The organism is Pseudomonas sp. NFX15 (assembly GCF_049132105.1).
Taxonomy (GTDB): domain Bacteria; phylum Pseudomonadota; class Gammaproteobacteria; order Pseudomonadales; family Pseudomonadaceae; genus Aquipseudomonas.
Map to the genome: position 1 here is coordinate 78,192 of NZ_JAFMPV010000001.1, position 12,572 is coordinate 90,763.

Below are 12,572 nucleotides of genomic sequence, written 5' to 3' on the forward strand. Positions count from 1 at the left end.
GGGCGCTTGAATGCTCAAGCCGAGAACCCGATCCAGGGCCCAGGCACTGCGCTGGCCGACTGGCAGGCCAGCACCTCGTTGGCTGGCGTGATGCCCATCACCCATTCAGAACTGGTTCCGGCAGGGCAACGGTTGGTGATCGTCGCGCCTCACCCGGATGATGAAGTCCTCGGTTGCGCAGGCATTCTGGCAGGCATGAAAGGTAGGGAGGCGGACGTGTTGATGATTGCCGTTACCGACGGTGAAGCCAGTCATCCGGGGTCGCGCATCTGGACACGCTCACGTCTTCGTCAGCAGCGTCCCGAGGAAAGCGCGCGTGCGCTCGCTCTGTTGGGGCTGGCGGTCGACGAGACCCACTGGCGGCGCCTGAGGTTGCCTGACACCGCCGTCGCAGGGCGGGAAGATGAGCTGGTGGGGCGGCTGTTGGAATTGATACGCCCTGGCGATCGCGTCGTGTCGACCTGGCAACTGGACGGGCATTGCGATCATGAAGCCACTGGCCGGGCGGTGGTGTTTGCCGCTGCACAGAAAAAGGCTTGTCTTGTCGAGGTGCCGGTCTGGGCCTGGCATTGGGCGCAACCCAATGACCTGAGAATACCCTGGCATCGAGCGCGCAAGTTGCTGCTCGGGGATCAGCTCTTGGCACTCAAGCGCGTCGCGGTAAATGCGCATGTCTCGCAGGTCACAGCGGATGACCAGAGCCCGGCAGTGTTGACCCGAGAAAACCTCGATCGCCTGCTCCAGCCGTTTGAATTGGTGTTTGTATGAGCCTGTCGTCTGATTACTTCGAGCGGATGTTCGACGCCAGCGACGATCCCTGGTCGTTTCGAACGCGCTGGTACGAAAAGCGCAAACGCGACCTGACACTGGCCTGCCTGCCCAAACAACGCTACCAACGGATATTCGAACCGGCGTGCGCCAACGGTGAACTGAGCGCCTTGCTGGCGCAGCGCTGTGATGCCCTGCTGTGTCAGGACATCAACCACAAAGCAGTCGACCTGGCGCGTCGTCGACTGGCTGGGCTGGCGCATGTTCGCATCGAGCAGGCACGCATGCCCGCGGATTGGCCCGAGGGCACATTTGACCTCATCGTCCTGAGCGAGGTGGGGTACTTTCTGGATGCGCGCGAATGGCACCTGGTCATCGAGCAGGCATTACGCAGCTTGAGCAACGACGGAGCGGTCCTGGCTTGCCATTGGCGTCATCCGGTTGAAGGGTGCGCGCAGAACGGTGATGACGTGCACGCAGCCCTCGCCGATCGGCTGCCTATGCATCGCCTGGTGCGCCATGAAGAACCGGATTTCTTGCTCGACTACTGGTGCCGTAGCCCGACCACCATCGACCTTGGCGAAACCTTCGAATCGTCACGGGTCTAGCGACGCCAGGTAATCGCCAAAACCTTCACGGCAACGGCTGTCCTTGCGTGCGCTGGTCGTCACCCGGTTGGCGGCGGTCCACATGATGCTCGCACCACTGCGTTCCAGGTCCGAGACCAATTGCACATCCTCGTGAGCGGGCAAACCCTTGAACCCACCCGCCTTGCGGTAGGCCGTCGAGGACACACCCAGGTTGGCGCCATGGATATGCCGGTGACCGTCGACCGTGCGGTAATGGGCGTGATAGCGCTCGCGCACCTTGATCGAGTGTTCTGACCAGTCGTTGACCTCGACCAACCCGCAGACGGCATCAACGTTGAAGCTGATCTGATCGACCAGCCATGAGTCCGGAACCACGCTGTCGGCATCGGTGAACGCCAGCCAGCGCGCATCTGCCGCCAGCAACTGTTCGGCGCCTTGTGCCCGGGCTTTACCGACGTTGCGATGGGTGCAGGTCAAAGTCATCACCCCGTAGGTCTGGGCGATGTGCGCAGACTTGTCGGTGCAGGCATCCAGAACGATCAGTATCCTGACGGGTTCATTGCCCAGGGCGTGGTGGAAGGCTGCCACCAGCAGTGACTCGATGCAGTGCTTCAGCCTTTGTTCTTCATTGTGTACCGGGACAATGACGCCGATCATTTGCCGAACTCCATCGAGAGGTACCCACTACAGGGCTTATCGATGTCGACCGGAGCGCTGGAAGTTTGGTTGCAACTATTTGCATCAGCCAAGGCGCTGGGGTTTTTTTGGCCGTGTGCGCGAAAAAGTCTGGGGCCGGTGGCGGCCGGTGACGGGCAAACCGGACTGTTTCTGCGCGCTACGCCACACCGCTGGCGGCATGCCGAACTGGTTGATGAACCAGCGGGTAAATGAACTCGCCATAGAGAAGCCAAACATATCGGCAATCTCGCTCAATGAGCTGTTGGGGTTTTCCAGATAACGCAATACCAGTGCGCGGCGCACATCGTTGACCAGGTCGTTGAAGGCGCACCCGTCTTCCTTGAGTCGACGTTGCAGGGTGCGCACGGTCATGCCCTGGGATTGGGCGATCTGTTCGAGGGTGGCGCGGCCCATGGGCAGCAACAGGTAGATGGCCTTGCGCACTTCGAACAGCATCGAGGTCGCCGTAGGGTTTTGCAGCGAGTCAAGGTAGCGCTGAGCATAACCGGCCATGATCGGGTCTGCGTTGGGGTTGATCATATCGAGACTGGTGTCAGGGCAAACGATGCCGTTGAACTCGCTGCCGAACTCCAGGTTGCAACCGAACACACGACGGTGTACCTGCAGGTTATCGGGCGGCTGATGCATGAAGTTGATGCTGTAGGGGCGCCAGTTCGAGCCCAGCAAGGTCGAGCACAGGCCGAAAATAACCCCGATGGCCAGTTCCGTCGCCTGGCGGCCGGGTATCGGTGATTCGGTGACCATCTCGGTACGAATGATCACCATCCTGGCGGCCTCCTCAGCGAAGATCGCCAGCGAATTATTCATCAGGTGACGGTAGCGACTCATCATCTGCATCGCGTCTCGCAGCGTGCGTTGCTGGCTTAGCAGCAGACTGACCACGCCGAAGTCTGAAAGCTGACGCGCTTCGGCCATGTTCAGGCCCACGGTCGGGCAACCACTGGCAGCGGCCGTCTCCTCAAGCAGGCGCACGGCGGCATCAATCGGAATGAGGCATTCGTGGGCTTGCAACTGAGCCTTGCTCAGGCCGGCAGCGGCCATGACATCGTGTGGATTGAACCCCAAGTGTTGGGTGACTTCCAGGTAGCGGGTTAAAACAGTGGCACGAACAAGCGTAGCCATACGTAGGATTTCCCTCGGCCGATGGTGACGTTTGATGGTTCAGCGAAGACGTGTTGTGCGAGGCGGATGTTGCGGGCCCTATCGACCGGACAGGGGCCTCAGACCCATAGTAGGTTGCGCCGGGGCGTGGCTAATCGCATTGCGGGACAAAATCTTCGCGTATTGGGACACGCCCACCTGTGTGCGAGCCAGCTCGCGAAGAGGACGGCACCTCCAACATTGAGGCTGGCTGATGCGCCGCCTTCGCCGGCAAGCCAGCTCCTACAAGGAGTCGGCGTGATGTCCAACTGCAGGAGCTGGCTTGCCAGCGAAAGCGGCCTGTCAGTCAACAAAGCTGTTGAGGCTATGGGTGCAAGCTCGGTTCAGCGACCGTTTTGCTCGCTCGATAGTCGGCGGCCCACGCCGAGGGTGTCTTGCCAAAACGACTGCGGAACCAGCGTGAAAAATCCCCCGCAGAAGAAAACCCCAGCAGCTCGGCGACCTCGTACAGTCGGCGCCTGCTGTTGGCCATGTATTCTTCGGCGAGCTCGGCACGTACGGCATTGATGATTGTAGTGACACTCTCACCCTCGGCCGCCAAATGACGGTTGAGCGTGCGCCGATGCACGCCTAGATGCTGGGCCACGCCATCGACCGAACACAGGCCGCCAGGCAACAGCATCTTCACAACCTGGCGCACCCGTTGCGTCGGCTCGTCGCGCAGGTTGGCCAGCAGCATGTCCAGCGATCGCTTCACCTCGCGATGCAGCGCCGGGTCCGCCTCCGGGATGGCCATGTCAAGGTCGCGGTCGCGGCAAACGATGGCATTGAATTCCTGCGAAAACTCGATGGCGCTTCCCAACACGCGGTGATGAACTTCCAGGCTGTCGGGGCGCGCATGTGTGAAACAAACCCTGACCGGGCGGAAGGTGTAACCACTCAGAATGCTCAACGTACGCAGGATGATGCCGGTGGCTTGCTCAATCGCCTGGCGCCAGACGTTATGTTCGCCGCGCATATTGACCCCCACGTGCAACAGGGTGAGGTCGCCGACATCCTCAAGCCACAGCTCCACGCCGGCGTTTTGCAGTCGCGTATAGCGAAAGCATGAGCGTAAGGCTGCCCGCAGCGTTGGCTCTTCGCGGATCAGCAGCGCCAGCATGCCGAAGTTGGACAGGTGACGCTTTTCGGCGAGCAGCAATCCGAAGGCCTCCTGGCCGGACAGGCGGGCCGATTCCTCCAGCAACCATCCCACCGAATCGCTGCTGATCATGATGTTCGGGTCGTCGAGCACATTGGCCGGCAGCTTGGCCAGTCGCAGCATACGAAACGGGTCGAGTCCCGCTGAACGGGCAATCTGCTCGAAGTTGGTCAGGCTGGCGCTTCGCGTCAAGGTATACATGCGGTCCCCCAAAATGCCGGCTTGACCAGATTGTGTCCCAATAAGCTTAGTGCAGGCACAGGCTCCGAGGCTCAGCAAAACGCAAGGATCAGCGGCGAGAGGCAGACCTAACGAACCCCCGTCCCGGCCATGGCCTCCGGCACCCATTGCGCCGTCGACAGTGGCTCGATGTAGCGGATACCGCCATGGGGGCCGACCACGCCATTGATGTTGTAGGTGCCCCGTGACAGGTCGTAGGTCATGAACGGCGTGGCGTCCGGCACTTGCTGGTCATAGCTCTGGCTGAAGAACGCGAAGGAACCGCGATAGAGCTGGCCGCTGGTGTCGTACTGGTCGGAGGCGACAGCGGCCCAGGTGTCTTCATCCAGGTAAAAACGGCGTTTCTGGTAAATGTGCTTGGCGCCGGCCTTGAGGTTGCCCTCGACCACATACACCCGGTGCTTTTCCCAGCGCACGAAGTCCGGTGAAATGAAGTTAGGCGTGGTCAGCGATTTGGCATCGCGCGCATAGGTGAGCTTGTAGGTGTTGTAGGGCACGATCATTTCTTTCTTGCCCACCAGCGTCCAGTCGTACAACTCCAGCGCACGGGCGGTGCCAGGGTTGGGCGTGTCGTAGGCCAGGATCGAGATCTGTTTCACCCGGCGCTGGGCCGGCAGGTATTGCCAGGCCCGGCCGGGAAACTCTGCCGGGTTGGTGGCGTTCTTGAGCATGATTGACTCACCGGCCCGGCGCGCAGGCCCGGTGTAGGAGAGTTTGAGCTGGTAGTAAATGTCGGAGCTGCTGAATGGCTTCGACATATTTTCGTAGATCGGGAAGGACACGAACGCCTCGCCGGTGACCGCCAGGCTCGGTACGCCTGCCGTGTCGACATTCCAGGAGTCGTACTTGGAATGGATGTTCACGCCCTGGTAGCGCAGCAGGAAATTCCACATCGCTTCGGCGCCCGATTGCGGAATCGGAAACGGCACGCCGGGCATCACGTTATCGATGGCGATGCCACCCTTGAGCGACTTGGCATCGGTGGCATTCTTGCGGCTATTGTCCAGCACCGCCTGAGGCAGCGAGGCCGTGCGGTGGGTCGGGTACACGTCCAGGCGAAAGCCTGGGTAGCGCTTGACCAATTCGGCGGTGGTGGCGGTCAGCATGTCTTTGTACGCATCGACGTTCTTGCCGTTGATCACCAGCAGCGGCTTTTCGTTTGCAAAGGGGTCAGGGCGCATGCTGTCGCCGGTCTTGAAGCTGGAGGGCGCGGTGGTCAGGCCACCGTTGTAAGGCGGGATGGAACCGTCGGCATTGCCGGCTTTTTCGGCGCCTACCGAGGTCAGGCTGGTGCCCAGGCGTGCGGCTTCCTGGCTCGATACGGCGGCGTGGGCATCGATGGCCAACGCCATCAGGGGTAAAGCGGCCAACAGGCTTTTCACGAATTTCATATTGTTATTCTCCTGCCTGGCGAACCAGGCACTCGCGACTCGGGCGGTGCAGTCGCAGGCGTCGGCTTGCGCGGCGGTGCGTTAAAACAGCGGGGGCACCCTTCATCGCGTTACGCCGGCGACCAGTGTGCCCGCCTGTTTTTATTCGCCGTGCCGACGACCAGAGCAGCTCGATCGCCAGAGGCTTTTCAATGTTTCCATTAAAAAGGCGTGGAACCGGAGGCGCTTTACATTTGACGACACGCCCTTGGCTATTGATGACAGCGGCCGATCACCTGTGTAAGCAAGTGTGTAAATGCGGCCATCGAGCGGGGCACAAGCGTCGAATAACTTGTTGTCCGTCTCAAAGTCGGCTTTAAAGTGACAAAATTATTGAAAAAAACTGCCATACCCTTTAAACCGAAGGATCAATGGCACATTGCTAGCAATCAGTAAGTACGTCGGAAGTTTTAGCCCAGGGAGCGCTGATGAGTTTTCGTACACTGACCGGCTCCCCGCGGCAACCGAGCGACTGCGACGTTGTCGTAGTTCCATCTCCAGGGAATCCGGATACAGTCGGCATGGCTTACGCTGGCAACGACGACACCATCGAACACTTGCTCGACTCAGCACGTCATTGGGCCCATACCACTGCGTGGGTGTTTTACCGCGCCGGTGAACAGATGCATCGAGTCGGGCAGGGCGATCCAGGCCAAGAGTGGCCTTCGAACGTGGGCAATGACGCGTTTGATGCCTTCTGCCTGGCGCGCGGCGTGCACCGCTGGCCGACCGGCCGAGGCGAAAGTGAGCTGGGTTGGCTGCTTGCACCCGTGCGTGACGTCGCCAATCCGGCACTGGCCGAATTTGCCCGGCAACTGGGCATTGAACTGCAGACCAACACCCTGGCCCGCGCACAGATTACCCAGCGCGTGCTGTACGAAATCACTTACCTGGCCAGTTCGACGCGGGACCGTTCGGTGTTCCTGGTCGGCGTGCACCGCCTGCTGGCCAGCCTGATCGATGCCGAAAACTTCTACCTCGCCCTGTACAACCCGCACACCGGCAAGATCGACTACCCGTATTACGTCGACATCATTGACCCCGAAGCCCTTGAGGCCGAGAACTACGAATACCTCGACCCGACGCACCTGTCGCTGACCGGGCAGGTGTTGACCTCTGGCCAGCCGTTGCTGATCGATTCTGCCGGTATTCTCGCGGCCCAAGCCGAGGCGCGCTTTTACTGCGTCGGCGAGCGTCCCGAGTACTGGATGGGCGCACCGTTGAAAAACGCCTCCGACGACGTGTTCGGCATGCTGGCGATGCAGGTCTACGACGTTTCGCGGACCTACAGCGCCGAAGACCGTGCGCTGTTCCTGGTAGTGGCCCGTCACGTGGCCATGGCGCTGGACCGCATCCTGCACCGCGAGGACCTGGAAGAAACGGTGATGCGCCGCACCCTGGAGCTTTCGGCACTCAACGACGCCTTGCGTCAGGAAGTCACTGACCGCGAGCGCGCCGAGCATTTGCAGAGTGCGCTGTTCCAGATTGCCGAACTGTCGAGTCAGCCGGGTGACATGGCCGAACTGTTCCAGACGCTGCACGGCATCGTCGGTGATCTGCTGTTCGCGCAGAACTTCTACATCGCCCTGTTCGACGACACGACTGGCGAAGTGACCTTTCCCTATTACGTGGATGAGCGGCAGACGACTCATCCCGCGGCCCGTCGAGGGCGTCGCGGCCTGACCGAGTACGTAATCCGCCAGCGTCGGCCTTGCCTGATTGACGTCGGCGAAGCAGAGCGATTGTCTGCCCAGGGCGAAATTGAAATCGCCCACGAGTCGGTACGCTCCTATTCCTGGTTGGGCATTCCCTTGTTCGAAGACGACAGGGTCCGGGGCGTGCTGGCGGTGCAAAGCTATACCTCGCAGGTCAGCTATAGCCAGCGCGACCAGGAACTGCTGACGTTCGTGTCACGGCACATCGACACGGCCCTGTCGCGACGCACCGCCGCCGAAGCGATTCATGCCGCCAACCTGCAACTGGAAGCCCGGGTGCAGAGCCGCACCCGCGAACTCGATCACGCCAATGCCAAGTTGCAGCACGAAAACTCCCACGATGCGCTGACCGGCCTGCCCAATCGCACCTACCTGCAACAACGCCTCAATCTGGCCTGGTCGCGGTTTGGCAGCGAAGGCGGGCACCTGGCGGTGATGTTCATCGACCTCGACCGCTTCAAGATGGTCAACGACAGCCTCGGTCACCATTTTGGCGACTTATTGCTGATGCAGGCCGCCCACCGTTTGCGCGGTTGCCTGCGTGAAACCGACATGCTCGCGCGCCTGGGCGGCGATGAGTTTTCGGTGCTCGCGCCCGAGGCGTCGCTGGAGGTGGTGACTGAAATTGCCGAGCGGATCCTGGTGGCGTTTGACCTGCCGTTTTTCATCAACGGCTATGAAGTGTTCTCGTCGTGCAGCATCGGCATCGTCAGCGCCGACAGCCAGTTTCATCACGAACCTGCTGACTTGCTGCGCGACGCCGACGCGGCGATGTACCGGGTCAAGAGCGCCGGTCGCGACAGCTATGCGGTGTTTAACCAGGAAGTGCGCCGTGAGGTCTCCGACCAGGTCGAGCGGGAAGGGGCATTGCGCAATGCGCTCAAGCGCAGCGATGAACTGCTGCCGTACTTCCAGCCGATTGTGAGCGTTGAAACCGGCGAACTGCTGGCCCTTGAAGCATTGGTCCGCTGGCATCCACTGGGCGGCCGGGTGATCGCGCCGGGCGAGTTCCTGCCGGATGTCGAGGGTTTGCGCCTGATCGGCCGCCTGGACCTGTACATGCTCACCAGCATTGCCGCGATCCTCGCCCAACCCGAACACAGCCATTGGCCACCGGTGCACGTCAACTGCTCCAGCTACAGCATGACGCGCCCGGACTTCGCCAGTGACGTGCTGGCGCTGTTGGCACAGCATGGAGTTTCGCCGTCGCGAATTTGCCTGGAGCTGACCGAAGGCGCCTTGGTCGCAGAACCGGCGATTGCCCGCCAGACCATGCAGCAACTGGCCGACAACGGCATGTCGGTGGTACTCGATGACTTTGGCGCCGGGTTCTCATCCCTAAGCTATGTGCATCAGTACCGCTTCAGCGGTTTGAAGATCGACAAGTCGTTCATCCTCGAACTGACCACCAGCGCCCGCAGCCGCGCCATCGTCCGGGCGATTGTGCGCATGGCCGAATCGCTGGACTTGAGTGTGGTGGCCGAAGGCGTCGAGGATGAAGCGACCCTGGACCTGCTGCGCGAAATGGGCGCAGGGCAGGCCCAGGGTTATCACTTCGCCAAGCCGATGGGGTTGCAGGCATTGCTTGCCAGTTCGTTGCTTGGCCGCTAGGCGACATTTCTACAGGTTGCGATTTCAGCGCAAACGCCGCCATCAATACTTCAAATGATTCAGCTGAGAAAACCCATTTCTGGAGAGGGGGCGGAACGTTGGTTGCCGCCCCTGAAGCCTGAATCGCTACTCTTCATAAAGCCGCAACGAATGGAGTCATTGCCCATTTAAGGGAAACCTCTGCGTGCCCGCTTCAGGCTGTCGATCGCTTGACCCGAGAAAGAAAGAAACAAGGGGAAAATGATAGCGGTCTACGCATAAAACCTGCGCCTGAGCGCGTGCGAATCACTAGAATGGCGCGATTCGGTAACAACAATAATATGTGGATGTACACGCCTTGAAAATTCAGCCGCTTCCGCCCCTCAACAGCTTGATTGCTTTTGAGGCCGCAGCCCGTCTCTTGAGTTTTACTTTCGCTGCCAAAGAGCTGAACGTCACGCAGGGCGCGATCAGTCGACAGGTGCGTTTGCTGGAGGATTATCTGGGCAAGACCTTGTTCGAAAGAACAACCCGCACCATCAACCTGACGCCAACCGGCGCCCAGTACCACGAGACAGTGCGCGACTGTCTGCAAAGTCTGGCGCGCTCCACAGGGGAGATACGGCAATGGCGCGGGGATCAGCAAGTGACCGTGGCCACCAGCACCGCGATGGCATCGCTCTGGCTGTTGCCCAAGGTCGCCGAGTTTCAACGCCAGCATGAAGAGATCGATCTGCGGATCATTGCGATCGATCATGTGAAGGACTACTCAAGGCTCGATTGTGACCTGGCGCTGTATTACTGCGGTGCATCGCCGAAGGGGCTGGACGTCACACCGCTGTTCTGCGAAGAGATCTTCATGGTGTGCAGTCCCTCCTACCTGGCCACGCATCCGCAACTGGCCTCGATCGACGGGTTGTCTTCCTGCACCTGGCTCTGGCTTGAGGATTCCCAGCGCGACTGGATCGGCTGGCCGGAGTGGTTCAAGCGTCTGGAGCATGCGCCCGTTGCCCCGAAGCACCGGATCAATATCAATAGCTACAGCATGCTGATCCAGTCGGCTATCAGTGGCCAGGGGGTTGCGCTCGCCTGGAACAACCTGGTCGACGAGTCTCTGAGTACCGGTGGGTTGGTACGCCCCAACGATATTGTGTTACAGACCAACGCCAAGTTCTGTTTGCTCGAACCACTCAGTACCCGTGGTCCACGGCAAAGCGTGAAGTTGTTTCGCGACTGGCTGATGGGGCTGCCTTCAGTCCAGGGGTAACGCCAGGACCCGAAACGAAAAACGCCGTCAGCTTATGGCTGACGGCGTTTGTCATTCAGGGGCCAGGGGCTTGTTGCCAGAGGCGTTGCAGGCTCGACCTCAGCCGGCTTTTCTGGCGGTCAGCAAGGCATCTGCCGCGCCACCCAGCAAAGGGCCGCCGAGTGGCGCGAACTGATCCTGGGTGTGTTCCTGAAGAGGCAAGCGGGCCGGGGGCAAGTGGGGCAGGTCGTTGAAGGTTTCTGCCCGCAGGCTGCGAATCAGCGTGTAGCTCATGACCATCATCAAGATGGCGATCGGCAGGCCTGCGGCGATACTCGCCATCTGGATGGCCTTGAGTCCTCCCGCCAGCAACAGCCCCGCGGCGACACCCCCTTCGAGCACACACCAGAGCAACCTGATCCAGTTGGGCGGATTGGTGCTGCCCATTGCGTTCAAGGTGCACAGCACCTGCGTTCCGGCGTCGGCGGTTGTCACGAAGTGCACGGCGAGCAGCAGGCAAACGAAGATGGAGAGCGCACCACCGATCACCGGCCCGTCCAGTTTTCCGAGCAGGGTGAACATGGCCGCCGTGGGTTCTTTCTTGGTTGCCAGGAGAATGGTGCCGCCTTCGAAAGTGGCTTGTTCCTGAACCTGCTCAGTGGCCGCTTTCTGGTACTGCTGGCGTTCGGTTTGTTCGCTCTTCAATGCCGCGCCGCCGAACACAGACATCCACAGGATGGTGACCAGGGTCGGCACTACCAGGGCACCGACGATGAGCTCACGAATGGTCCGCCCTTTGGAGATCCGCGCGATGAACAACCCAACGAACGGACCCCAGGTCATCCACCACGGCCAGTAGAACGCGGTCCACCAGTTTTGCCATTGCGTGTCTTTCTGGGTGTCCATCCAGAGACTCAAGCCCACCAGGTTTTGCACGTAATCGCCGGTCGACTCGAACATCAGGTTGAGAATGTAGCGCGTAGGACCCACCACCAGAACAATCAGCATCAACAGGATCGACATGTACATGTTGAGTGTCGAAATCCGCTTCATGCCCTTGGACAGTCCTGCCAGGAGCGAGATGGACGCAATGACCGTGACCACCAGGATGATCGACAGCTGCAGACCGATACTGACAGGCACGCCAAACACCTGGTGCAACCCGGTGTTGATTTGCGCAACGCCAAGGCCCAGGGATTGCGACACACCGAATGCGGTGATCGCCACGCCCATGATGTCCACGACGTGGCCGATCCAGCCGTAGATACGGTCGCCAATCAGTGGGTAGAGCAGGGAGCGAAGCGCCAACGGCAGGCCCTTGCGATAGGCAAAGTACGCCAGGCTCAAGCCGATCAAGGTAAAGATTGCCCACGGGTGCAGGCCCCAATGGAACAGGGTGATGCGCATGGCCATGCTCGCGGCCTCGTCCGTCAGCCCCTTGGAGAACGGGTTGTCGGCGTAGTGCAGCATGGGTTCGGCAACCGACCAGAAAATCAGGCCAATGCCCATGCCCGCACTGAACAGCATGGCAATCCAGGAGGCAAAGCTGAATTCCGGCTGGTCGTCGTGGGCGCCCAGTTTCAGGGTGCCGAAGCGGCTGACGCAAATGTACAGCAGCAGGCACAGCACAGCGCTGAGCAGTGCCAGGTAATACCACTTGAAGTTGGTCAGGATGAAGGTCGACGCGGTTTCAAACGCTTTGGCGGCCTGCTCGTTCATGAACGCACAGAACAGCACAAACAGGACCACGGTCGTGATCGAAGCCAACGTTACATTCGGGTTGAGACCTTTAAGAAGGCCCGATTCTGCACGCATTTTTTTCCCCTTTTATTATTGTTCAAGGGTTGAGGGTTTTGCCGGGGCGAGGGGAAGGGCGGTCACTGGCAGGTGCCAACGGCCGATCATGAACTCCTCAGGGTGATCTCGAGGCAGGCTCGGGATGTGGCAACAAAATGGTGGAGACGCGGGCGGCCGACAACTCATTTATCCTCA

General features: G+C 60.3%; 9 protein-coding genes. 4 read left to right on the forward strand and 5 right to left on the reverse strand.

What is annotated here, in order from left to right; all coding sequences use genetic code 11:
* The first annotated feature begins 6 nt into the window (after positions 1-6).
* The gene (locus J1D76_RS00335) at positions 7-768 is read left to right on the forward strand and encodes a PIG-L deacetylase family protein (RefSeq protein WP_421136482.1); all 762 of its coding nucleotides are present in this window, start codon (positions 7-9) and stop codon (positions 766-768) included.
* A complete protein-coding gene (locus tag J1D76_RS00340) occupies positions 765-1,376 on the forward strand; it encodes an SAM-dependent methyltransferase (protein ID WP_421136483.1) in 612 nt (203 codons plus the stop codon). Before J1D76_RS00335 ends, J1D76_RS00340 begins: the two co-directional genes overlap by 4 nt.
* Here J1D76_RS00340 and J1D76_RS00345 read toward each other — a convergent pair.
* From J1D76_RS00345 to J1D76_RS00360, 4 genes are all read right to left on the reverse strand, one after another.
* Complete coding sequence (locus J1D76_RS00345; RefSeq protein ID WP_421136484.1) at positions 1,365-2,015, reverse strand: glycosyltransferase; 651 nt, start codon at positions 2,013-2,015, stop codon at positions 1,365-1,367. The two genes, J1D76_RS00340 and J1D76_RS00345, sit on opposite strands and share 12 nt — an antisense overlap.
* Positions 2,016-2,099: 84 nt before the next feature.
* Complete coding sequence (locus tag J1D76_RS00350; RefSeq protein WP_421136485.1) at positions 2,100-3,179, reverse strand: AraC family transcriptional regulator; 1,080 nt, start codon at positions 3,177-3,179, stop codon at positions 2,100-2,102.
* Positions 3,180-3,522: 343 nt separating this feature from the next.
* Positions 3,523-4,560, reverse strand: a complete 1,038-nt coding sequence (locus J1D76_RS00355) for an AraC family transcriptional regulator (RefSeq protein ID WP_421136486.1) — start codon at positions 4,558-4,560, stop codon at positions 3,523-3,525.
* Positions 4,561-4,667: 107 nt separating this feature from the next.
* Positions 4,668-5,990 carry a DUF1329 domain-containing protein gene (locus J1D76_RS00360; RefSeq protein ID WP_421136487.1) on the reverse strand — a complete coding sequence of 441 codons (1,323 nt, stop codon included), beginning with the start codon at positions 5,988-5,990 and terminating at the stop codon, positions 4,668-4,670.
* Positions 5,991-6,457: 467 nt separating this feature from the next.
* Here J1D76_RS00360 and J1D76_RS00365 point away from each other — a divergent pair, with 467 nt between their 5' ends.
* Together J1D76_RS00365 and J1D76_RS00370 are read left to right on the forward strand one after the other, a co-directional pair.
* Positions 6,458-9,355 (forward strand): EAL domain-containing protein, encoded by a 2,898-nt coding sequence (locus J1D76_RS00365; protein ID WP_421136488.1) that lies wholly within the window; start codon positions 6,458-6,460, stop codon positions 9,353-9,355.
* 337 nt (positions 9,356-9,692) lie between these two features.
* Positions 9,693-10,601: a LysR substrate-binding domain-containing protein gene (locus J1D76_RS00370; protein ID WP_421136489.1), complete on the forward strand. Its 909-nt coding sequence runs from the start codon at positions 9,693-9,695 to the stop codon at positions 10,599-10,601.
* A gap of 99 nt (positions 10,602-10,700) precedes the next feature.
* Here the strand turns inward: J1D76_RS00370 and J1D76_RS00375 are convergent, their stop codons facing one another.
* Complete coding sequence (locus tag J1D76_RS00375; protein WP_421136490.1) at positions 10,701-12,395, reverse strand: BCCT family transporter; 1,695 nt, start codon at positions 12,393-12,395, stop codon at positions 10,701-10,703.
* Positions 12,396-12,572 lie beyond the last annotated feature (177 nt).